We start from the raw sequence: 21428 nt of genomic DNA, 5'->3' as shown, positions 1-21428 counted from the left end.
GGCGGAAAAGGGGCGCGGCGGCGGCAGCTAACGCGCGCCGGCGCCGGCCAGCAGCGCGGTTCGGGTCACGAGCAGGACCTGGTCCTCGCCTGCGGAGGTTTCCAGCCACACGACTTCAAGCTGCGGGAAGGCGGCTTCGAAGTATTCGCGCTCGTTGCCGATCTCCAGTACCAGCACGGCTTCTTCGCTCATGCGCGAAGGCGCCTCGGCAAACAGCTGGCGCACGAAGTCCATGCCGTCGGCGCCGCCGGCCAGCGCCAGTTCGGGCTCGGCGCGGTATTCGGCGGGTAGGGCGGCCATGCTCGCGCTGTTCACGTAGGGCGGGTTGCACAGCACCAGGTCGTAGGGGCCGGGCAGGTTGGCGAGGCCGTCGGATTCGACCAGCCTGATGCGTGCATCGAGCTGGTGCCGGGTGACGTTGATGGCAGCCACCTCGAGCGCCTCGGCCGACAGGTCGGCGGCATCGACCGTGGTGTCCGGATAGGTCATGGCCGCGAGGATGGCGAGGCTGCCGTTGCCGGTGCACAGGTCGAGCACGCGCTGCGTGTGCTCGCCGAGCCAGTAGTCGATGCTGCCGTCGGCGATCAGCTCCGCGATGAAGCTGCGCGGCACGATGGCGCGCTCGTCCACGTAGAAAGGCACGCCCTGCAGCCACGCTTCCTTGGTGAGATAGGCGGCGGGCTTGCGCGTGGCGATGCGTTCGTCGAGCAGCGCGGCGACCTTGCCGGCGTCGGCCGGCGAGACGGCCTTGTCGGCCACGGCATCGATGTCGTCCAGCGGCAGCTTCAGGCGCCACAGCACCAGCCAGGCGGCTTCGTCGAAGGCGTTGGCCGTGCCGTGGCCGAAGGCAACGCCGGCTTCTTCCAGCCGTTTGGCGCCGGCCTCGATCAGCTCGATAACGGTGCTCATCGGGCGAGCGACGCTTCGAGGCGCTCCAGGGTGCGCTTGTAGATGTTCTTGAGTGTCTCGATCTCGGCCACGTCGATGTGCTCGTCGATCTTGTGGATGCTGGCGTTGACCGGGCCGAGCTCGACCACCTGCTTGCAGATCTTGGCGATGAAGCGCGCATCGCTGGTGCCGCCGCTGGTCGAGAGCTCGGTGGCGATGCCGGTTTCATCGGCAATGGCCGCCTGCACGGCGGTGACGAGTTCGCCGGGCGTCGTGAGGAAGGGCAGGCCGCCGATGGTCCAGGCGAGCGTGCAGTCCACGCCGTGCGCATCGAGCACCGCATGCACGCGCTTCTGCAGCGACTCGGGCGTGGATTCGGTCGAGAAGCGGAAGTTGAAGTCGATGACCGCGCTGCCCGGAATCACGTTGCTCGCGCCGGTGCCTGCATGAAAGTTGCTGATCTGCCAGCTGGTGGGCTGGAAGTAGGCGCTGCCTGCATCCCAGCCGCCCGCGGCGTTGATGGCCACCAGTTCCGCCAGCGCGGGCGCCACGGCATGCACCGGGTTTTTCGCGAGGTGCGGGTAGGCGATGTGGCCCTGTACACCGTGGACCGTGAGCTTGCCGCTCATGGTGCCGCGGCGGCCGTTCTTGATCATGTCGCCGCAGCGCTCGACGGCCGTAGGCTCGCCGACGATGCAGTAGTCGATGGTTTCGCCGCGCGCAGCCAGCGCGTTGCAGACGACGACGGTGCCGTCGACGCCCGGGCCTTCCTCGTCGCTGGTGAGCAGCAGCGCGAGCGTGAGCCTGGGATCGGGCGTGGCCGCAAGGAACTCCTCGATCGAGACCACGAAGGCCGCGACCGATGTCTTCATGTCGCACGCGCCGCGGCCATAGAGCTTGCCGCCGCGGTGGGTGGGCGTGAACGGGTGGCTGGTCCACTGCTCGACCGGCCCCGTGGGCACCACGTCGGTGTGGCCCGCGAACACCAGCGTCTTCGTCGGCGCACTGCCGGCCGGGCGGCGCACCGCCCACAGGTTGGTCACGCGGAAATCGGGCGGGCCGCTTTCGATGGTTTCGAGCGTGAAGCCCAACCGTGCCAGCCGTTCGCCGAGGATCTGTTGGCAGCCCGCATCGTCGGGGGTGACCGAGGGGCGCGAGATGAGTTGTTCGGCGAGCTGGAGGGTACGGGACATCGGGGGAAGGCTGTGTTCAGAACTTCACGTCGAGCGTGATGTCGGTGAAAGTAGGTTCGTCGACCTGGTCCGTCAGGTTGCGGTCTTCGGTCTTCTGCTTGGGCGCGGCGCGGTTCTGCAGCCGCCACATCAGGTTGGTGGGCGAGTCGGCCTGGGCCAGGCCTTCCTCGCGCGTCACGCGCTCTTCGGTGATGAGGCGGGCAATGTCTTCCTCGAAGGTCTGCGAGCCTTCGGCCATCGACTGCTCCATGGCTTCCTTGACGGCGGAGAAATCGCCCTTTTCGATCAGCTCGGCCACCAGGGCCGTGTTGAGCATGACCTCGAGCGCCGGCACGCGGCCGCCGGTGGGCGTGCGCAGCAGCCGCTGCGACACGATGGCGCGCAGCGCCGATCCCAGGTCGCCCAGCAGCGTGGGGCGCACCTCGACCGGGAAGAAGCTCAGGATGCGGTTGAGCGCGCGGTAGCTGTTATTGGCATGCAGCGTGGCCACGCACAGGTGGCCCGACTGCGCATAGGCGATGGCGGCCGTCATGGTTTCGCGGTCGCGGATCTCGCCGATCTGGATCACGTCGGGCGCCTGGCGCAGCGCGTTCTTGAGCGCGACCTGCAGCGACTCGGTGTCGCTGCCCACGTCGCGCTGGTTCACCAGCGACTTCTTGTTGGTGTAGGTGAACTCGATGGGTTCTTCCACCGTGAGGATGTGGCCCGTGGCGTGCTCGTTGCGGTAGTCGAGCATCGAGGCCAGCGTGGTGGTCTTGCCCGCGCCGGTCGCGCCCACCATCAGGATCAGGCCGCGCTTCTCCATGATGAGCGTCTTGAGGATGTCGGGCAGGTTCAGGTCGGCAAAGCTCGGAATGGTCGAGGCGATGTGCCGCACCACCACCGCATAGCTGCCGCGCTGGCGCATGGCGCTGATGCGGTAGTTGCCGGCGCCCTCGAGCATCACGGCCATGTTGAGTTCGCCTGTTCGCTCCAGCTCCTGGATGCGGGCTTCGGGCACCACCTCGGCCAGCAGCGCGAGCGGCGCGGCCGCCGGCAGCACCTGGGCATTGATCGGCACGCAGGTGCCGTTGAGGCGGATCAGCACCGGGGAGTGCGCCGAGAGGTAGATGTCGGAGGCCTTGCGCTCGGCCATCAAACGAAGAATCCGCTCCATCATGTTCATCGGTCTCTCTCCTCGGGTGCTGTTGTTTTCTCGATCAGTCGCGCAGCAGGTCGTTCAGGCTGGTCTTGGAGCGCGTTTGCGCATCGACCGTCTTGACGATGATCGCCGCGTAGGTGCTGTAGTCCTGACCCGACTTGGTCTTCTTGGGCAGGTTGCCGCTGATCACGACGCTGCCGGCCGGCACGCGGCCGAAGGAAGTCTCTCCGGTGTCGCGGTTGAAGATCGGGGTGCTCTGGCCGATGTACACACCCATGCCGAGCACCGAGTTCTCCTCGATCACCACGCCCTCGACCACTTCGGAGCGCGCGCCGATGAAGCAGTTGTCCTCGATGATGGTGGGGCCGGCCTGCAGCGGCTCGAGCACGCCGCCGATGCCGACGCCGCCCGACAGGTGCACATTGGCGCCGATCTGCGCGCACGAACCCACGGTGGCCCAGGTGTCGACCATGGTGCCTTCGCCCACGTAGGCGCCGATGTTCACGTAGGAGGGCATCAGGATCGCGCCCTTGGCGATGTAGCTGCCGCGGCGGGCCACGGCCGGCGGCACGATGCGAACGCCCGATTCCTTCAGCTCGTTGGCCGACAGGTGCGAGAACTTGGTGGGCACCTTGTCGTAGAAGCCCAGCGAACCGGCCTGCATCTGCTCGTTGTCCTTGAGACGAAACGACAGCAGCACGGCCTTCTTGATCCACTGGTGCACGGTCCACTGGCCCACGCCTTCGCGTGTGGCGACGCGCAGCTTGCCGTTGTTGAGTTCGGAGATCACGTGCTCGACGGCATCGCGCACTTCGGCAGTGGCGGCGCTGGACGAGATGTTGGCGCGGTCTTCCCACGCGGCGTCGATGATTTGTTGCAGTTGCTGGGTCATGGAGAAAGTCTCGTGTGAAAAATGGGTGCGGGCGGAAAAGCGGATCAGCGGCGGGCGTCCTTGCAGAAGCGGACGATGCGCTGGGCGGCCTCCACGCATTCGGCTGTTTCGGCCACCAGTGCCATGCGGATGCGGCCGCGGCCGGGGTTGGCGCCGTGGGCGGTCTCTCGCGCCAGATAGCTCCCCGGCAGGACCGTCACATTGTATTGAGCGTAGAGCGCGCGGGCGAAGGCTTCGTCGTCGCCAGCCCACACTTCGGGAATGCCGGCCCAGAGGTAGAAGCTGGCATCGGGCAGGCGCACGTCGAGCACGGTTTCGAGCAGCGGCGTGACGGCCGCGAACTTGGCGCGGTACTGGGCGCGGTTGTCCACCACATGGGACTCGTCGCCCCAGGCTGCGATGCTGGCCGCGGCCACGGCGCCGCTCATGGCGCTGCCGTGATAGGTGCGATAAAGCAGGAACTTCTTGATGATGGCCGCGTCGCCCGCCACGAAGCCGCTGCGCAGGCCGGGCACGTTGCTGCGCTTGGACAGCGAGGTCAGCGCAATCAGGTTCCGGAAGTCGGGCCGGCCGAGCTTCACCGAGGCCTCGAGGCCGCTGAGCGGGGGCTCGTCGCGGAAGTAGATTTCGCTGTAGCACTCGTCCGCGGCAATCACGAAACCGTGGCGGTCCGACAGATCGAAGAGCCTTTTCCATTCGTCCAGCGACATCACCGCACCCGTCGGGTTGCCCGGCGAGCAGACGAACACCAGCTGCGTGCGGGCCCAGACGGCCTCGGGCACGCTGTCCCAGGCGACCGCGAAATTGCGTGCCGGCACGCTGGCCACGTAGTACGGCTCGGCGCCCGAAAGCAGGGCCGCGCCCTCGTAGATCTGATAGAACGGATTGGGCGACATCACCACCGGCTGCGGCGAGGCGGTGGGGTCGACCACGGTCTGCGCCAACGAGAACAGGGCTTCCCGCGAACCATTGACAGGCAGCACCTGCGTGGCCGGGTCGAGGGTGAGGCTGTAGCGGGTTTTCAGCCAGTCGGTGAAGGCGCTGCGCAGAGCCAGGTCGCCCGCGGTCGCCGGGTAGGCGGCCAGCGCGCCGAGGTTGGCGCTCAGGGCGTCCTTGATGAAGCCCGGCGTGGCGTGCTTGGGTTCGCCGATGCCCAGGCTGATGGCTGAGAACTCGGGGTTGGGCGTGACGCCCGCGAACAGTTGCTTCAGCCGCTCGAAGGGATAGGGTTGCAACCGGGAAAGCAGGGGATTCATGCCCGGGATTATCGGTGACAGGTGTTATCGCTCCTGCCGAAGCGGCTACTGACAGCCATGACGGCCGGCAGGCGTCAGGCCGCGCTGCGCCGGTAGAAGGCCAGCGAACCCGCCAGCGCCAGCAGCATGCCGCCGCAGGCGCGGTCGATCCAGCGCGTGGCCGATGCCGTGAGCACCCGGATCGCGCGGGCGCCGACGAAGGCATAGCCCAGCATTACCAGCGTGTCGAGGCCGGCGAAGATCAAGGCAATGATCAGGTACTGCGGCGCCTGCGCAGCCGCCGGATCGATGAACTGCGGCAGGAGCGCCGAGCAGAAGATGTAGCCCTTGGGATTGGTCACCGCCACCAGGAAGGACTTGAAGAAGATGCGCCGGCTTTCGCCCGCCGTGACCGAGGCGGCAGAGTCCGCATCCGGCAGCTTGAAGCCTCCCTTGGAGCGCAGCATGCGCAGCCCGAGCCAGGCCAGGTAGGTGGCGCCCACCCACTTGAGCATCGAGAACCAGAATTCCGAGGCCGCGAGCAGCGCACCAAGGCCAAGCGCCACGGCGCCGACCAGCACGAAGTCGGACAGCACCGCGCCGAGCATGCCCGGCAGCGCCCGGCGCACGCCGTGGCGGGAGCCGTTGCTCAGCGCCAGCAGCACCGTGGGGCCGGGCGTGGCGATGGCGGTGAAGGCGACAAGGGTGAACAGCAGGGCGGTGGCGAGCGTCATGGCGGCGGGCGTCCTTCTTTCCGGTTCAGATCTTCTTGACCAGCACCTGGCTCTTGCGGTCCCAGTTGTACTTGCGCTTGCGGGCTTCGGGCAGCCAGTCGGGGTTGACCTGCTGGAAGCCGCGCTTGAGGAACCAGTGCATGGTGCGCGTGGTGAGCACGAAGATGCTTTCCAGGCCCATCGCCTTGGCGCGGTGCTCGATGCGCTTGAGGATGCGTTCGCCGTCGCCCTGCGACTGCGACTGCGGCGAGACGGTGAGCGCGGCCATTTCGGCGGTCTTGGCCTCGGGGTAGGGGTAGAGCGCCGCGCAGCCGAAGATCACGCCGTCGTGCTCGATGACCGTGTAGTGGCCCACGTCGCGCTCGATCTCGGTGCGGTCGCGCTTGACCAGCGTGCCGTCGCGCTCGAAGGGCTCGATCAGCTGCAGGATGCCGCCGATGTCGTCCACCGTGGCTTCGCGCAGGCTTTCGAGCTTCTCGTCGATCACCATGGTGCCGACGCCGTCGTGCACGTACACCTCCAGCAGCAGCGAGCCGTCCAGCGCAAAGGGCAGGATGTGGTTGCGCTCCACGCCGCCCTTGCAGGCCTTCACGCAGTGCTGCAGGTAGAAGGCGGTGTCGGTGGGCTTCTGCGGCGGCGGCAGCGATGCCAGCAGCTTCTCGGCCGCGGCGAGCGGCAGCTCGGTGTCGATGGGGTTGTCTTCGCTCTCGGGCAGTTCGCTGTCGATGCGGATGCCCGGGATCTCGGTCAGGAAGATCAGCTTGTCGGCCTGGATGGAGATGGCCACGCTGGTGGCGACTTCTTCCATCGTCAGGTTGAAGGCCTCGCCGGTGGGCGAGAAGCCGAAGGGCGAGATCAGCACCATGGCGCCGAAGTCGAGCGTGCGGCGGATGCCCACGGCATCGACCTTGCGCACCAGGCCCGAATGCTTGAAGTCCACGCCGTCGACCACGCCCACGGGACGCGCGGTGATGAAGTTGCCCGAGATCACGCGCACCGTCGATCCGGCCATCGGCGTGTTCGGCAGGCCCTGGCTGAAGGCGGCCTCGATCTCGTAGCGCAGCTGGCCGGCGGCTTCCTGGGCCGAGTCGAGCGCCACCTCGTCGGTGATGCGGATGCCGTGCGAATAGCGCGCCTCGTGCCCCTTGGCCGCGAGCTGCTCGTTGACCTGCGGGCGGAAGCCGTGCACCAGCACGATCTTGACGCCCATGCTCTGGATCAGCGCCAGGTCCTGCGCAATGTTCTGCAGCTTGCCCGCCGCGATCGCCTCGCCGGCCAGGGCGACCACGAAGGTCTTGCCCCGGTGCGTGTGGATGTAGGGCGCGACCGAGCGGAACCAGGGCACGAAGGTGAAGTTGAAAACGGTGGACATGGAGCGTGATTGTGCATTCTTGGAAGGCGCTTGGTGAAGCTCAGGCCATCGCACGCAACAGGCGGGCGGCGCGAGTGGCCGCGCCAGGGCCGGCGCCGGGCTCGGGCGGCACCGGGCCGTCTGTCCTGCGGGCCCTGAAAGTGGCCAGCAGCGCGGCATAGGCGTCGGTCGAATCACCCGCATCGGCCGGCAGGTCGAGCATTTCGGCCAGCTGCGCCGGTGCCACCGAGCCTTCGCGCACCAGGGCGTCCACCACCGCCATGAAGGCCGGCGTGTGCGCCTCGAGCAGCGCCAGCGCACGCGCATGCTCCTGCGCCAGCAGCGCCTCGATTTCCGGGTTGGTGGCGTCCAGGTCGGTGTTGAGGTTGTCCTCGGCGTCGTTGGCCACATCGGTGCGGCTCAGCCGCGTGCCGAAGGCGAAATGGCGCACGTACTGCGCGGCGTAGGCGGTGGCCTGGCGAAAGTCCTGCGAGGCGCCCGAGGTGCAGGCCTGCGCACCGAACACCATCTGCTCGGCCGCGCGGCCCGCCAGGCTCGCGCAGATGCGGTCGCGCAGGTTCTGGCGGGACCAGGCCTTGCGCTGCTCGTAGCTGTTGTAGCCGCCTTCGAAGGACGCGACGTTGATCTTGATCTCCTGCGGCGCGCGGCCGAAGAGCAGGCCGTAGGCCACGCCGTGGCCCGCCTCGTGCACCGCGAGCAGCGCGCGGAAGTCCTCGTTCGAGCGCTTCTTGAGCTGGTTGAGTTCGAGCGTGACCGGGAAGCGGCGCTGCGCCTTGCCCTTGCCCTTTCGATACCGCGCCACGATGCAGGACTTGTCCGCCGCCGTTTCCAGCGACAGCCACACCGGTTCGCCGCCGCCCGCGCCTTGCTCCAGCGCCCAGAGCGCGGCGTTGACCAGCGTCGCGCTCAGGATCGCATGGATCGACGAGAACAGCGGGCGCGTGCCCTGCGCCGGGAAGACCGCGTTGGCATAGATCTGCTCGTACACGCTCGACTCGAGCATGAAGCGCACGCCCGAGCTCTGGCGGATGTCTTCCACATAGCGGTCGCAGATCGACAGGATCAGCTGCACATAGGTGGCCCGGCTGAACGAGGGATAGATGACGTGGTTGTTGCCCAGCCGCGCAATCTGCTCGGGCTTGAAGCGCTCGGCCAGCGCCTTCTTGACGTCGATCAGCGAGAGCTTCTTCGTCAGTGCATGGAAGATGTCGGCGTCGGTGTCGCAGTCTTCCACGCGGCGCGCGGTCTCTGCGTACATCTCGTCGAGGTTGCCCGAGACGAACACCAGCAGCTTGCTGTAGTCGGTTTCCCAGGCCTGCTGCAAGTCGCGGAAGGCGCGCAGCCGCGCATGCACCTCGGCCGGCTTCCAGGCCATGATCTGCAGCAGCGTGTCGGGCAGCTTGAGGCAGCGCTTGACCTCCTGCGCTTCCCAGGGAGAGAGGTGCAGCTTTCGCTTCTTCGCCTTCTTCTTGTCGGCCGGGCCGTCGCGGTCCTGCTCGTACTCGGCCTGGGCGAGGGAGGACTCGATCTCGCCGAGCATCGACAGCGCCGGCGGCAGCCGGCCATCGGACAGCAGCGCCCAGACGTCCTGGTAGCGCTCGACCTTGGCGTCGTGGCCGTTGCCGTCGAGCGTGCGGAAGCGCTGGAACTCGTCGAGCACCAGGATGCCCGGCGTGCCTTCGTCGATGCCCGACTCGGCCAGCATGGCCGAGATCGAACCCCGGCTGCCGTAGCCCGAGCCGTGGCTGAAGCCGTCCATCTGTACCTCGATGAAGCGGTCGTAGAAGCCCAGGTGCTGCGCGAGCCGGCGCACCAGCTGCGTCTTGCCGGTGCCTGTGAGGCCCCAGAGGCACACGATGACCGGCCGGCTGATGAGTTGTGGCAGCACGTACCAGGCGCGCAGCGAATCGATCACGCGATCGATGATGTCGTCGATGCCGAAGAGCTCGGTCTTGAGCGCCTGGGCCACCGCCTGCAGATGGCGCGTCCGCTCGGACAGCGCTGCATGCAGGCCTGAATGAATGTCGTTGGACATGGAATTCTTGAGAAAAACAAAACTGAAATGAAGAAGCCGCCGCTCCCTCGCGGCGAGGAGGCGGCAAATGGCGGACGCTGCGGGAGGTCGGTTGCTGCGCTTCGGTCCTGGAAGCGAGCAGGCGTCCGGTGCGACGGACGCGCGGGCTTCTTCTTCAGGCCGGACGCGGCAACTCGACCCCGCCATGCACCGGGGCATGGCTTGCGCGGCGGTTGCGCAAAGTGGGGTATGCGAGGAAGGAGGTCATGGCCGCAATCCTAGCGGCGGGTTCTGTCGGAGTAAAGACTATTTACTCTACGGGTGGCGCAATGGCCGCGCATTGTGGGAGGCGTGCAACAGCGGCGGCGCGCGCCGATAATGTGCGGTTTGCCCGCAGTGCCTTCCCGAACAGCCTTCCCTTGACGACCACGACACCTTCCGCCCCCTTGCGCATCGACTTTCCCGAATCGCTTCCCGTCTCCGGCCGGCGCGATGAAATCATGGCCGCCATTGCGGCGCACCAGGTGGTGATCGTCTGCGGCGAAACGGGCTCGGGCAAGACCACCCAATTGCCGAAGATCGCGCTGGCGCTCGGCCGCGGCAAGCTCAATGCGCCGCCGGGCCAGGGCCGGCTCATCGGCCATACGCAGCCGCGGCGCATTGCCGCCAGCTCGGTGGCCAAGCGCATTGCCGAAGAACTGAAGACGCCGCTGGGCGACGTGGTCGGCTTCAAGGTGCGCTTCCAGGACCGGCTGAGCCGCGACGCCTCGGTCAAGCTCATGACCGACGGCATTTTGCTGGCCGAGACGCAAACCGATCCGCTGCTCAAGGCCTACGACACGCTGATCATCGACGAGGCCCACGAGCGCTCGCTCAACATCGACTTCCTGCTCGGCTACCTGCGCGAGATTCTCCCGCGCCGGCCCGACCTGAAGGTGATCGTGACCTCGGCCACCATCGACGCCGAGCGCTTCGCGCAGCACTTTGCCTCGGCGAAAGGGCCAGCGCCGACCATCATGGTGTCGGGCCGCACCTTCCCGGTCGAGCAGCGCTACCGTCCCTTCGAGGAGTCGCGCGAGCACGATTTGAACGACGCCATTGCCGATGGCGTCGACGAGCTCTGGCGCGATCCGCACAATGCCGGCGACATCCTGGTCTTTCTGCCCGGCGAGCGCGAGATCCGCGAGGCGGCCGACCACCTGCGCCGCCATCTGAGCCACCAGCCGCTGTTTCGCAATGCCGAGGTGCTGCCGCTGTTCGCGCGGCTGTCGGGCCCCGAGCAGGACCGCATCTTCGACAGCCACACCGGCCGGCGCATCGTGCTGGCCACCAACGTGGCGGAAACCTCGCTCACGGTGCCGGGCATCCGCTACGTGATCGACACCGGCACGGCACGCGTGAAGCGCTACAGCTTCCGCAGCAAGGTAGAGCAACTGCTGGTCGAGCCGATCAGCCAGGCCGCGGCCAACCAGCGCGCAGGCCGCTGCGGCCGCGTGGCGAACGGCATTTGCATCCGCCTGTACGACGAGAAGGACTTTGCGGGCCGCCCGCGCTTCACCGATCCGGAAATCCTGCGCTCCTCGCTCGCGGGCGTGATCCTGCGCATGAAGTCGCTGCGCCTGGGCGACGTGGCGCGCTTTCCGTTTCTCGAGGCGCCGTCGCCGCGTGCGATCGCCGACGGCTACCAGCTGCTGAACGAACTCGGTGCGGTCGACGACGCCAACGAGCTCACCGCCACGGGCACCGAACTGGCCAGGCTGCCGCTCGATCCGCGCGTGGGCCGGATGATTCTTGAAGCCCGCACGCGCGGCGCGCTCGAAGAGGTGCTGATCATTGCGTCGGCGCTCAGCGTGCAGGACGTGCGCGACCGCCCGATGGACGCGCAGCAGCAGGCCGACCAGGCGCACTCCAAGTTCGACGACGAGAAGAGCGAGTTCAGCGGCTACCTGCGGCTGTGGAAATGGATCGCCGATGCACGCGGCGGCCATGGAGACACTCACAAGCTCAGCAACCGCCAGTACGAGCAGCTGTTGCGCCAGAACTTCATCAACATCCGCCGCGTGCGCGAATGGCGCGACATCCATTCGCAGCTGCTCACGGTCGTGACCGAGCACAAGTGGCGCATCAATGCCGAGCCGGCCGGCTACGAGCCATTGCACCTGTCGATGCTCGCGGGCCTGCTCGGCAACGTCGGCTGGAAGCTGGAAGACGACGAGGCGTACCTGGGTGCGCGCGGCATCAAGTTCTACAAGCATCCGGGCGCGCACCTGAAGAAGAAGCCGGGCCGCTGGATCGTCGCGGCCGAACTGGTCGAGACCACGCGGCTCTTCGGCCGCGGCATCGCCAACATCGAGCCGCAGTGGCTCGAACAGGTGGCCGGCCATCTGCTGAAGAAGCAGCTGCTCGACCCGCACTGGGAGAAGAAGGGCGCGCAGGTTTCGGCGCTGGAGCGCGCAACGCTTTACGGCCTCGTGGTGTACAGCGGCCGCCGCGTCGATTTCACCAAGGTGGACCCGGTGGCGGCGCGCGAGATCTTCATCCGCGAAGCGCTGGTCGGCGGGCAGTGGGAAAGCAAGTTCCCGTTCCTCGCCGCGAATCGCAAGCTGGTGCGCGAGGTCGAAGGGCTGGAGCACAAGGCGCGCCGGCAGGACGTGCTGGTGGACGACGAACTGATCTTCGCCTTCTACGACGCGCAGTTGCCCGCCGACGTGGCAAGCGGCATCACGTTCGAGAACTGGTACCGCCATGCGTCGAGGGAGCAGCCGCGCCTGCTCTTCCTGACGCGCGAGGAGCTGATGCGCCACCAGGCGGCGGGCATCACCACGCAGTCCTTTCCGCCCACGCTGCGGCTGGGCGGCGTCGACTGCGCGGCCAGCTACCTGCACGAGCCGGGCGACGCGAAGGACGGCCTCACGGTCAGCGTGCCGCTCTTCGTGCTCAACCAGGTGAGCGAAGAGCGCTGCGAATGGCTGGTGACGGGCATGCTCAAGGACAAGATCCAGGCACTGCTCAAGAGCCTGCCGCAGCGGCCGCGCTCGCGGCTGGTGCCGCTGCCCGAGTCTGCGGCAAAGCTCACGGAAGAGCTTTCGGCGCCCGAGGTGTTCGGCCATGGCTCGCTGACCGACGTGCTGCTCAAACGCGTGCGCGACGCAACGAGCATCGACGTCAAGCGTGCCGACTTCAAGCTCGACATGCTGCCGCCGCATCTGTTCATGAACCTGCGCATCGTGGACGAACACGGGCGCCAGCTGGGCATGGGGCGCAACCTGGGAGCGCTCAAGGCGGAGCTGGGGGCGCAGGCGCGCGGTGCTTTCCAGGCGCTGGCGGGCCTCAACGTCAAGGCATCGGCGGACCGCAAGCCCGCAGAAGCCGAAGGGCGCACGCCGGCAAAGGGCAATGCCGCCGCGCCGAGCCTGCCCGCAGGCCAGCGCTACACGAGCTGGAGCTTCGGCGAACTGCCCGAGCTGATGGAAGTGCGCCGCGGATCGCAGTCGCTGATCGGATTTCCGGCGCTGCGCGACGAAGGCGATGCCGTCACCATCGAGGTGTTCGACGAGCCGGCCGTAGCCGCCGCGAAGCACCGCGCCGGGCTGCGCCGGCTGTTCGCACTGCAGCTGAAGGATGCGCTCAAATACCTCGAGAAGAACATCCCCGACCTGCAGAAGATGGCCGTGGCCTACATGCCGCTGGGTACCTCGGAGGAACTGCGCACGCAGATCATCGACGTGGCGATCGACCGGGCCTTTCTGCAGGAGCCGCTGCCCACCGACGAGTTCGCCTTCAAGCGCCGCCTCGAGGAGGGCCGCGGCCGGCTCACGCTGATCGCCAACGAGGTGGCGCGGCTGGCTTCAGCCATCCTGGCCGAGTACGCGGCCGCCGCGCGCAAGATCAAGGACACGAAGATCCAGCCCGAGTCCGTGCAGGACGCCGCGCAGCAGCTGCAGCGCCTGGTCGGCAAGCGCTTCATTGCCGACGCGCCCTGGACGCAGCTGCAGCATTTCGCGCGCTATCTCAAGGCCATCGTGCTGCGGCTCGACAAGCTGCGCAGCGACCCTGCGCGCGATGCTGCCAAGCTGGCCGAACTGCGGCCGCAGGAGCAACGCTATTGGCGGCTGGTGGCCGAGCGCAAGGGCGTGGTGGACGAACGCATGCTTGAATTCCGCTGGCTGCTCGAGGAGCTTCGCGTGAGCTTCTTCGCTCAGGAGCTGCGCACGCCGCAGCCGGTCAGCGTGAAGCGGCTGGACAAGGCCTGGGCCCAGCTGCAGGCCTGATCGGGATCGGCGGGCGACAAAAAAAGAAGCCCGCTTCGCGCGGGCTTCCTTCAGGTGCCGGAACTGTCGGGCAGCGTCATATGCGGCCCATCAGCACCAGGATGATGATGATCAGCAGGACCAGGCCCAGCCCGCCGCTGGGCCAGTAGCCCCAGCTCCGGCTGTAGCCCCAGCTCGGCAGCGCACCGATCAGAAGCAATATCAGAACGATCAGCAGAATGAACGAGAGGGACATGCGTTTCTCCAGGGCCTTGTTGTTACGAGATCCATGCTCGATGTCAGGAGACCCGCGGCACGCCGGATAGCCGCTTCTTCGGTGGTCAGGGCTTTCCTACCGGTGTCGTCGGCATTCGAGCCGTGCGAGCCCGTTCAAAGCCGTGCGAGCCGATCCAGCGCCGCAATCAGCGTCTCGTCCTTCTTGGCGAAGCAGAAGCGGACCACGCGCTGGTCGAAACCATTGCCGTAGAACGCCGACAGCGGAATTGCCGCCACGCCGATCTCGCGCGTGAGCCACAGGCAGAACTCGGCTTCGGACAGGTCGCTCACCGCCGAGATGTCGACGCACTGGAAATAGCTGCCCTCGCTGCGCAGCAGCTTGAAGCGGGTCTTCTCGGCCAGGCCGGCCGCGAACAGGTCGCGCTTGCGCTGGTAGAAGGCGGGCAGCTCGAGGTAGGGCTTCGGCTCGGCCATGTACTGCGCGAGCGCATGCTGCATCGGCGTGTTGACGGTGAACACGTTGAACTGGTGCACCTTGCGGAACTCGGCCATCAGCGGCGCCGGTGCCGCCACGTAGCCGACCTTCCACCCGGTGACGTGGTAGGTCTTGCCGAAACTGCTCACGATGAAGCTGCGTGCCGCCAGGCCCGGGAAGCGCGCCACGCTTTCGTGCCGCGCACCGTCGTAGACCATGTGCTCGTAGACCTCGTCGGCAATCACGAGGACGTCGGTCGGGGCCAGCAGTTCCTCGAGCTTGCGCATCTCGGCGGCGGTCCAGACCGTGGCGCTCGGGTTGTGCGGCGTGTTCACGATGATCGCGCGCGTGCGCGGAGTGAGCGCCGCGGCGATCTTGTCGAAGTCGGGGCGGAAGGTGCCGGGCGTGAGCGGCACGCGCACCACGCTGCCGCCGGCGAGCTCGATGTTGGGCACGTAGCTGTCGTAGCAGGGCTCGAGAACGATCACCTCGTCGCCCGCGCGCACCACGGCGAGGATGGCGGTGATGATGGCCTGCGTCGCACCCGCAGTAACCGTGATCTCGTCGGCGGCGCTGTAGCCGTGGCCGTAGAGCGCAGCGATCTTGCCGGCAATCGCTTCGCGCAATGCCGGGATGCCGGGCATCGGCGGGTACTGGTTGTGGCCCGCGGCCATGGCGGCCGTGACGTCTTCGAGCAGTTTCGGGTCGCAGTTGAAATCGGGAAAGCCCTGGCCGAGGTTCACCGCGTTCTTTTCTGCGGCGAGCGCGGACATCACGGTGAAGATGGTGGTGCCCACGGCCGGCAGCTTGGTGGCGATCTCCGGGGTGCGGGGGGAGGAAGGAAGGGCGCTCATGGTGGTGCTCGGAATCGGATTCGGAATCGGGATCGGGATCTGGATCAAAGTTCGTAGTCTTGCTGGTGGCCGCTCAGGGCCTTGGCAATCAGGTTGCGGTCGAGCCGGTCGGACAGCAGCTCGGCAAACTTGAAGACGAAGTTGCGCAGGTAGGCGCTGCGCTTGAAGGCCACGCGCGCGATGTTCTGGCCGAACACGTGGCCCATCGGGCGCACCACGAGATCGGCGTTCGATTCGTCGCGGACCGCCATCTCGGCCACGATGCCCACGCCGAGGCCCAGGCGCACGTAGGTCTTGATCACGTCGGAGTCGATCGCCTCGAGCGCGATGCGCGGCGTGAGCTTCTTCTGCGCAAAGGCATGGTCGATGCGCGTGCGGCCGGTGAACGACGGGTGGTAGGTGATGATGGGTTCGTGCGCCAGGTCTTCGAGCGAGATGCGCTCCTTGGCCGCAAGCGGATGGTCCTTGGGCAGCACCAGCACGTGCTGCCATTCGTAGCAGGGCAGGGTCACGAGCTCGGTGTAATCCGAGAGCGATTCGGTGGCGATGCCCACCTCGGCGATCTCGTCGATCACCATGCGCGCGACCTGGTCGGGCGAACCCTGGTGCAGGCTCACGTTGACCTTGGGGTAAGCCTCGCGCAGCCTGGCCACCGGCACCGGGAGCACGTAGCGCGCCTGTGTGTGGGTGGTGGCGATCGAGAGGGTTCCGCTGTCCTGCGCACTGAACTGCTCGCCGATGCGCTTGAGGTTGCCGACTTCGCGCATGATCAATTCGATGCTCGCGATGACGTGCTGGCCCGGCTCGGTGACCCGCTTCAGGCGCTTGCCATGGCGCGCGAAGATCTCGACGCCAAGCTCTTCCTCGAGCTCGATGATCGCCTTGGACACGCCCGGCTGCGACGTGTGCAGCGCCTTCGCCGCCTCCGTCAGGTTCAGGTTGCGCCGCACGGCTTCCTGAACAAACTTGAACTGGTGCAGATTCATATCAAATTCCGTCTTATTGCGGAATTCATTATGCCTTCGGAGTCTATGGAAATGGCTGCAAGTTCAAGATTTGCTTGCAATTCTGGCCAGCAGATCGACCAGTTCGGGCTCTTCGCCAACGATGCCGGCCAGTTGGAAGTCGACCTGCGGCCAGGCCTGGCGCAGCGCATCCACCTGCAGCGGCAGGTCTTCGCGGGCATGCTTGCCCATGCCGAGGAAGAGCGGAACCACCCGAAGCGCCTTGGCGCCACTGGCAATCAGGGCCGCGGCGGCGGTGCGCAGGTCGGGCGCCGCAAGCTCCATGTAGGCGCAGACCACGCGGGCCTGCGGATCGAGCGCCGTGACGCGCGCAGCCACCGCCTCGATGGGCTCGCGCCAGCGCTCGTCGCGCGAACCATGCGCCAGCAGCACGATGCCTCTCGCGTTCCCCGTTGCCATCTTCGCTACCTTCGGAGCACCAGCCAGCTGAAGGCGGCAAGCGACATCACCGAATAGATGAGCCCGGGCGCCGCCGCCGTCAGCCATGGCGACCAGTTGCTCAGGTTGCCGAGGTAGCCGAACACGTTGTTCAGCAGGAAGAAGCTGATGCCGATCATCACGCCGCCAAACACGTAGGTGGTGATGCCGGCCTGGCGGAAGTGCAGGTAGGCGAAGGGCAGGGCGAGCACCACCATCACCAGGCATGAGAGCGGGTAGAAGACCTTGCGCCAGAACTGGATCTCGTAGCGCTGCGCGGTCTGGCCGTTGGCCTCCAGGTGCCGGATGTAGTCGAACAGGTCGAGGGTGCCCATGCGGTCGGGCCGCAGCAGCGCCACCGACACCATTTCGCTGGTCAGCGTGGTCGGCCAGTCGAGCTGCGGCACCTTGGTGGTCACGATGCGGGCCTTGTCCGCAGAGGTGCGCGTCTCGTAGTCCTGCAGTTCGACGTCCGACAGCTGCCAGTGGTCGTCGAAGATGTGCGCCGATGACGCGACGAGCTGCTTGCGCACATAGCCGTTGGCATCGAACTCGAAGATGCGCGCATTCTTGAGCGAGCCGTCGCGGGCGATGGACAGCACGTTGACCGCATAGGACACGTTCTCGCGCTTTTCCTTGAGCCAGGCGCCCGTGTTGCCGACCAGCGAGTAGGAGCCCTGGTAGCGGGACTTGAGCAGCTGGCCGGTGCGCTCGGACGCCGGTGCGATGTAGTCGCCGATGGCAAAGGTCAGAAAGACGAAGCCCACGCCCAGCAGCAGCAGGGTGCGCAGGGCGCGCCAGGGCCCCAGGCCGCTGGTGCGAAGGATGGTGTATTCCGAGCTTTGCGCAAGGCGCGCCATCACGAAGATGCAGCCGATCAGCACCGTGATCGGGAGCAGTTCGTAGAGGTGGCTCGGAATCAGCAGGGTCACGTAGATCAGTGCCTGCGCGGGGCCGTAGGCAAGGCTTTCGGGTCGGCCGATCGACTGCAGCTCGTCGACGAAGTCGAAGAAGAAAAACAGGCTCAGGAAGCCGAGGGTCACGAAAGCCACGGCCTTCAGTGCCTCGACATAGATCAGGCGTCGGATTGTTTTCACGAGGTCGGGTCGATTTTCGAGGGTGGCGAAGGCGGCAGGCCACCGGCCATGACGTGCTCGGTCCTGCGCCTGCGGCCCCAGTTGTTGTTGCGCAGGAGCAGCCATGCAACGCCGATCAGCAGGACGCCGCCGTGCAGCAGCAGCATGAACGAGCCCATGGCGAAGCGCCCCGAGCTGATCCAGCTCTGGCCGAGGTTGAGCATGTTGTAGTAGACGACGAAGGCGAACAGCGCGAACAGCAGGTTGCCGCTTCGCCCCACGCGCGGGTTGACGCTCGACACCGTCAGCGCCAGCAGCACGAAATTGATGGCCGCCAGCAGCATGCCGATGCGCCAGGCCAGTTCGCCGCGGCTGGCGTCGCCGGGCTCGCGCAGCAGCTGAAGCGTGGGCTTGGCGCGCGCGGGCGTGTTGTCCGCGGAGAAGTCGGAGGTGCTGCCGGCCCGGGTGCCGTAGGTCTCGAACTCGCTGATCTTGAGCCCCGCGGTGGGCAGCAGAGGCCGCTCGAGCCGCTGCCCGTTGCTCAGCATCAGGAAGCGGTTGTTGCCGACGTTCTCGATGCGTCCGCTGCGCGCCGAGGTCGTGATCTGCAGGCCGCGCTCGACCGCCCAGATGAACACGTTGGTGGCCGTGGCGCCATCCGGCGTGTCCTTGTCGATGAAGAAGACCCGCATGCGCCCGGACGATTCGCGGAATTCGCCCGGCGTGACCCGCTCGATGTCGCTGCGCCCTTCATATTGCGCCCGCATGCCGATGGTCTGCGAATTGGCCCAGGGCCAGCCCAGCAATGCCATCACCGCGATCAGCACCAGAACCGGCCAGGCAAAACGGAACAGCGGCTCGACGAAATCGGCCAGGCCCCGTCCGCTGGAAAACCAGATCACCATCTCGCTGTCGCGGTACATGCGCGACAAGGTGCCGACAATGGCGATGAACAGGCTCAGGCTCAGGATGGTCGGCATGTAGCCGAGCACCGTGTACGTCATCACCAGGAACACTTCGGACGGGTTCACGCTGCCCTTGGAGGCGAGCCCGAGCGTGCGGATGAGCATCATGGTCATCACGATGGTGACCAGGACCACGAGGGTCGCTCCGAAGCTGCGCGACAGCTCCTTGCGTAGGGAAGAATGGAATAACATCGTTCGAGGAAAAAAAGGATTATGGACTTTCAGCTCAAGACCCTCACCGTCGCCCGCGCCGCGGCCGAAAAAACCGACGTGCTGATCGTGCTCGTCGGCAGCGCCCCCCTCACGGCCAAGGACCCCCTGTCCGCGCTGATTGCCAGCGCCCGCAAGGCCGGCGACCTGCCCGACAAGGCCGGCAAGCTGCTCTCGCTCTACCACCCCGACGAGGTGGTGGCCTCGCGCGTGGTGCTGGCCGCCATTGGCGACGGCAAGCCCGCCTCGGTGCGCAGCGGCGTCATCGCGGCGGTCAATGCAGCCAAGGCCTACGGGCCCAAGCGGGTGGTCCTGGTGTTCGCGCAACATGCCGACGGCGCGGCCGTGGCGTGCGCCGTCGCGGCCGCAGCCGACGCCAGCTACGTCTACACCACCACCAAGTCGAAAGCCTCCAACGGCGAAGGAGGCCGCAGCATCCGCCACCTGACGCTCGGCGTGGCCGACGCGGCGGCGGTCGACAAGGCCTTCGGCGAAGCCCGTGCCACGGTGTCCGGCGTCGAGCTCGCCAAGGAGTGGGGCAACCGGCCTGGCAATTACTGCACGCCCACCTTGCTGGCCGAGGCGGCCAAGGAACTCGGCAAGCTGCCTCGCGTCAAGTGCGAGGTGCTGGGCCCCAAGGAAGTGCACAAGCTCGGCATGGGCTCGTTCGAGGCCGTGGCGCAGGGCTCGGCCGAGCCGCTGCGCTTCATCGTGCTGCGCTACCAGGGCGGACCCAAGGACCAGGCGCCCGTGGTGCTGGTCGGCAAGGGCATCACCTTCGACACCGGCGGCGTCTCGCTCAAGCCGGCGGCCGAAATGGACGAGATGAAGTTCGACATGTGCGGCGCGGCCAGCGTGCTCGGCACCTTCCGCGCGCTCGGAGAAATCCAGCCGGCCATCAACGTGGTGGGCCTCGTGCCCTCGTGCGAGAACATGAACGACGGCCGCGCGATCAAGCCCGGCGACGTGGTGACCAGCATGAGCGGCCAGACCATCGAAGTGCTCAACACCGATGCCGAAGGTCGGCTCATCCTGTGCGATGCGCTCACCTATGCCAAGCGCTTCGAGCCCGCGGCCGTGATCGACATCGCCACGCTCACCGGCGCCTGCGTGGTGGCGCTGGGCGGCGTGCGCAGCGGCCTGTTCACCACCGACGATTCGCTGGCCGAGGCGCTCCAGTCAGCCGGCGAGCAGTCGCAGGACCGCTGCTGGCGGTTGCCGCTGGACGACGAATATGCCGAGGGCCTGAAGAGCAACTTCGCCGATGTCGCCAACGTGGCCGGCCGTGCCGGCGGCGCGATCACCGCGGCCAAGTTCCTGCAGCGCTTTGCCGGTGATTTCGCCTGGGCCCATCTGGACATCGCGGGCACGGCCTGGAAGAGCGGGGCGGCCAAGGGCTCGACCGGGCGGCCGGTCGGCCTGCTGGTCTCCTACTTGATGGAGCGCACGCGACACGCGGCGGCCCATGCGGCATCGCCTAAGAAGGCGGCGCGCAAAGAGCCCGGCGCGGCCGCACGCAAGGCCCGGTCCGCACAGTGACGGAAATCGGCTTTCACTTCAATCTGCCGGACAAGGCGAACTACGCCTGCAGGCTGGTCCGCAAAGCCGTCGGCGCGCGCGGATTGCGGGTGGTCGTGGTGGGCGAGCCGCAGATGCTGGAGGCGGTCGACACGGCGCTGTGGCAGCTCTCGCCCTGCGATTTCATCGCGCATTGCCGCAGCGATGCGCAGCCCCACCTGGTAGCCCGCTCACCGGTCATTCTCTTTGCGGAGGGTGCGGATGACGCATCGCTTCCGCATCGGGAGATGCTGGTGAACCTCGGGCTCACGGTGCCCGTCGGCTTCGAGCGTTTCGAGCGCCTGATCGACATCGTGAGCCACGAGGCCGACGACCGGCAGATCGGCCGCTCGCGCTGGCGCCACTATGCCGACCGGGGCTATGCCATTCAGCCGCACGACTTTGCAAGGAGCGCTTCCTGATGGCCAGCACGCTGCGTACGCCGCCCCGCTTCGTTCCCACCCTGACCACGGTGCTCGACTTGCCGGCCGAGCCCCTGGGTACCGCCGAGGCGGCAAAGCCCGCCAGCGCGCCGGCACCGGCGGTCGACCCCGCCGAAGCGGTTGCCTTGCCCCCGGCTGCACAGCGGTCCGAAGACGAGATCGTCCGGCTCGAAGAGCAGCTTCTGCACCGGGTTCTGCAGCGCGTCGACCTGTCCCTGGAAGAGCGCCTGAGCGACACGGTCTCTGCCGCCGTGCAGCAGCAACTCGATGCGATGGTGCCTCGGCTGCGCGAGGAAATCGAGGCCGTGCTGCGCGCCTTGGTGATCGAGGCCATGGCCGCCGAGCTCTCTGAAAACACAGGGTCTACGCCAGCTTCCGGCGCATAAAGCTTCAGCTAAACTGCGCGCCAGGTCGATGGGGCGGGAGGGTGCCGCTGGTCTGCGGCGCGAA

18 protein-coding genes are annotated in these 21428 nt (G+C 67.0%); 4 read left to right on the top strand and 14 right to left on the bottom strand.

Translation table 11 applies throughout. The features are described 5' to 3' along the window. Positions 1-27: 27 nt before the first annotated feature. The 8 genes from prmB to ACAM54_RS13510 form a co-directional block, all read right to left on the bottom strand. Positions 28-909, bottom strand: coding sequence for a 50S ribosomal protein L3 N(5)-glutamine methyltransferase (gene prmB / locus ACAM54_RS13545; RefSeq protein ID WP_369647904.1), 882 nt, complete (start codon positions 907-909; stop codon positions 28-30). Then, on the bottom strand, positions 906-2081 hold the full coding sequence (gene dapE, locus ACAM54_RS13540; protein ID WP_369647903.1) for a succinyl-diaminopimelate desuccinylase: 1176 nt from the start codon (positions 2079-2081) through the stop codon (positions 906-908). Before dapE ends, prmB begins: the two co-directional genes overlap by 4 nt. A 16-nt stretch (positions 2082-2097) precedes the next feature. Further along, positions 2098-3246 carry a PilT/PilU family type 4a pilus ATPase gene (locus ACAM54_RS13535; RefSeq protein ID WP_145746660.1) on the bottom strand — a complete coding sequence of 383 codons (1149 nt, stop codon included), beginning with the start codon at positions 3244-3246 and terminating at the stop codon, positions 2098-2100. A gap of 34 nt (positions 3247-3280) precedes the next feature. Continuing rightward, on the bottom strand, positions 3281-4114 hold the full coding sequence (dapD, locus tag ACAM54_RS13530) for a 2,3,4,5-tetrahydropyridine-2,6-dicarboxylate N-succinyltransferase (RefSeq protein ID WP_369647902.1): 834 nt from the start codon (positions 4112-4114) through the stop codon (positions 3281-3283). A 44-nt stretch (positions 4115-4158) separates the two neighbouring features. Next, positions 4159-5370 (bottom strand): succinyldiaminopimelate transaminase, encoded by a 1212-nt coding sequence (gene dapC, locus ACAM54_RS13525; RefSeq protein ID WP_369647901.1) that lies wholly within the window; start codon positions 5368-5370, stop codon positions 4159-4161. A 74-nt stretch (positions 5371-5444) separates the two neighbouring features. Then, positions 5445-6083 carry a LysE family translocator gene (locus ACAM54_RS13520; RefSeq protein WP_369647900.1) on the bottom strand — a complete coding sequence of 213 codons (639 nt, stop codon included), beginning with the start codon at positions 6081-6083 and terminating at the stop codon, positions 5445-5447. Positions 6084-6108: 25 nt separating this feature from the next. Further along, a complete protein-coding gene (argA, locus tag ACAM54_RS13515) occupies positions 6109-7455 on the bottom strand; it encodes an amino-acid N-acetyltransferase (RefSeq protein ID WP_145746664.1) in 1347 nt (448 codons plus the stop codon). Between the two features lie 40 nt (positions 7456-7495). Continuing rightward, a complete protein-coding gene (locus ACAM54_RS13510; protein WP_369647899.1) occupies positions 7496-9490 on the bottom strand; it encodes an AAA family ATPase in 1995 nt (664 codons plus the stop codon). A 479-nt stretch (positions 9491-9969) separates the two neighbouring features. Between ACAM54_RS13510 and hrpA the strand changes: the two genes are divergently transcribed. Next, on the top strand, positions 9970-13740 hold the full coding sequence (gene hrpA / locus ACAM54_RS13505) for an ATP-dependent RNA helicase HrpA (protein WP_369650975.1): 3771 nt from the start codon (positions 9970-9972) through the stop codon (positions 13738-13740). Positions 13741-13816: 76 nt separating this feature from the next. Here the strand turns inward: hrpA and ACAM54_RS13500 are convergent, their stop codons facing one another. The 6 genes from ACAM54_RS13500 to lptF all read right to left on the bottom strand — a co-directional run bounded on the left by ACAM54_RS13500 (position 13817) and on the right by lptF (position 18960). Then, complete coding sequence (locus tag ACAM54_RS13500; RefSeq protein ID WP_124959571.1) at positions 13817-13975, bottom strand: DUF3309 family protein; 159 nt, start codon at positions 13973-13975, stop codon at positions 13817-13819. Positions 13976-14109: 134 nt separating this feature from the next. Further along, positions 14110-15285 carry a pyridoxal phosphate-dependent aminotransferase gene (locus tag ACAM54_RS13495; RefSeq protein ID WP_369647898.1) on the bottom strand — a complete coding sequence of 392 codons (1176 nt, stop codon included), beginning with the start codon at positions 15283-15285 and terminating at the stop codon, positions 14110-14112. A gap of 44 nt (positions 15286-15329) precedes the next feature. Then, on the bottom strand, positions 15330-16271 hold the full coding sequence (locus ACAM54_RS13490) for a CysB family HTH-type transcriptional regulator (protein WP_145746668.1): 942 nt from the start codon (positions 16269-16271) through the stop codon (positions 15330-15332). A 63-nt stretch (positions 16272-16334) separates the two neighbouring features. Beyond that, positions 16335-16709: a sirohydrochlorin chelatase gene (locus tag ACAM54_RS13485; RefSeq protein WP_369647897.1), complete on the bottom strand. Its 375-nt coding sequence runs from the start codon at positions 16707-16709 to the stop codon at positions 16335-16337. A 5-nt stretch (positions 16710-16714) separates the two neighbouring features. Then, the gene (gene lptG / locus ACAM54_RS13480; RefSeq protein ID WP_369647896.1) at positions 16715-17824 is read right to left on the bottom strand and encodes an LPS export ABC transporter permease LptG; all 1110 of its coding nucleotides are present in this window, start codon (positions 17822-17824) and stop codon (positions 16715-16717) included. After that, entirely contained in the window at positions 17821-18960 is a 1140-nt protein-coding gene (lptF, locus tag ACAM54_RS13475; RefSeq protein ID WP_369647895.1) for an LPS export ABC transporter permease LptF, read from the bottom strand. The genes lptG and lptF overlap by 4 nt, the downstream gene beginning before the upstream one ends. 21 nt (positions 18961-18981) lie before the next feature. Between lptF and ACAM54_RS13470 the strand changes: the two genes are divergently transcribed. Genes ACAM54_RS13470 through ACAM54_RS13460 form a run of 3 tightly spaced genes read left to right on the top strand, consistent with a single transcriptional unit; the run spans position 18982 to position 21364 of the window. After that, a complete protein-coding gene (locus ACAM54_RS13470; protein ID WP_369647894.1) occupies positions 18982-20517 on the top strand; it encodes a leucyl aminopeptidase in 1536 nt (511 codons plus the stop codon). Beyond that, complete coding sequence (locus ACAM54_RS13465; protein ID WP_369647893.1) at positions 20514-20957, top strand: DNA polymerase III subunit chi; 444 nt, start codon at positions 20514-20516, stop codon at positions 20955-20957. Before ACAM54_RS13470 ends, ACAM54_RS13465 begins: the two co-directional genes overlap by 4 nt. Continuing rightward, positions 20957-21364, top strand: coding sequence for a hypothetical protein (locus ACAM54_RS13460; protein WP_369647892.1), 408 nt, complete (start codon positions 20957-20959; stop codon positions 21362-21364). Before ACAM54_RS13465 ends, ACAM54_RS13460 begins: the two co-directional genes overlap by 1 nt. The last annotated feature ends 64 nt before the right edge of the window (positions 21365-21428 follow it).

Origin of the sequence: Variovorax sp. V93, from assembly GCF_041154485.1 — a bacterium.
GTDB lineage: Bacteria > Pseudomonadota > Gammaproteobacteria > Burkholderiales > Burkholderiaceae_C > Variovorax > Variovorax beijingensis_A.
Note: the sequence above shows the minus strand (reverse complement) of the source record. Positions and strands in the feature narration are given on the sequence as shown.

Coding starts and splice junctions, on each gene's coding strand:
- dapE (WP_369647903.1), bottom strand. CDS start 2,081: ATGTCCCGTACCCTCCAGCTCGCCGAACAACTCATCTCGCGCCCCTCG.
- ACAM54_RS13460 (WP_369647892.1), top strand. CDS start 20,957: ATGGCCAGCACGCTGCGTACGCCGCCCCGCTTCGTTCCCACCCTGACC.
- lptF (WP_369647895.1), bottom strand. CDS start 18,960: ATGTTATTCCATTCTTCCCTACGCAAGGAGCTGTCGCGCAGCTTCGGA.
- ACAM54_RS13535 (WP_145746660.1), bottom strand. CDS start 3,246: ATGAACATGATGGAGCGGATTCTTCGTTTGATGGCCGAGCGCAAGGCC.
- dapD (WP_369647902.1), bottom strand. CDS start 4,114: ATGACCCAGCAACTGCAACAAATCATCGACGCCGCGTGGGAAGACCGC.
- dapC (WP_369647901.1), bottom strand. CDS start 5,370: ATGAATCCCCTGCTTTCCCGGTTGCAACCCTATCCCTTCGAGCGGCTG.
- argA (WP_145746664.1), bottom strand. CDS start 7,455: ATGTCCACCGTTTTCAACTTCACCTTCGTGCCCTGGTTCCGCTCGGTC.
- ACAM54_RS13510 (WP_369647899.1), bottom strand. CDS start 9,490: ATGTCCAACGACATTCATTCAGGCCTGCATGCAGCGCTGTCCGAGCGG.
- prmB (WP_369647904.1), bottom strand. CDS start 909: ATGAGCACCGTTATCGAGCTGATCGAGGCCGGCGCCAAACGGCTGGAA.
- ACAM54_RS13520 (WP_369647900.1), bottom strand. CDS start 6,083: ATGACGCTCGCCACCGCCCTGCTGTTCACCCTTGTCGCCTTCACCGCC.
- ACAM54_RS13485 (WP_369647897.1), bottom strand. CDS start 16,709: ATGGCAACGGGGAACGCGAGAGGCATCGTGCTGCTGGCGCATGGTTCG.
- hrpA (WP_369650975.1), top strand. CDS start 9,970: ATGGCCGCCATTGCGGCGCACCAGGTGGTGATCGTCTGCGGCGAAACG.
- ACAM54_RS13490 (WP_145746668.1), bottom strand. CDS start 16,271: ATGAATCTGCACCAGTTCAAGTTTGTTCAGGAAGCCGTGCGGCGCAAC.
- ACAM54_RS13500 (WP_124959571.1), bottom strand. CDS start 13,975: ATGTCCCTCTCGTTCATTCTGCTGATCGTTCTGATATTGCTTCTGATC.
- ACAM54_RS13470 (WP_369647894.1), top strand. CDS start 18,982: ATGGACTTTCAGCTCAAGACCCTCACCGTCGCCCGCGCCGCGGCCGAA.
- ACAM54_RS13495 (WP_369647898.1), bottom strand. CDS start 15,285: ATGAGCGCCCTTCCTTCCTCCCCCCGCACCCCGGAGATCGCCACCAAG.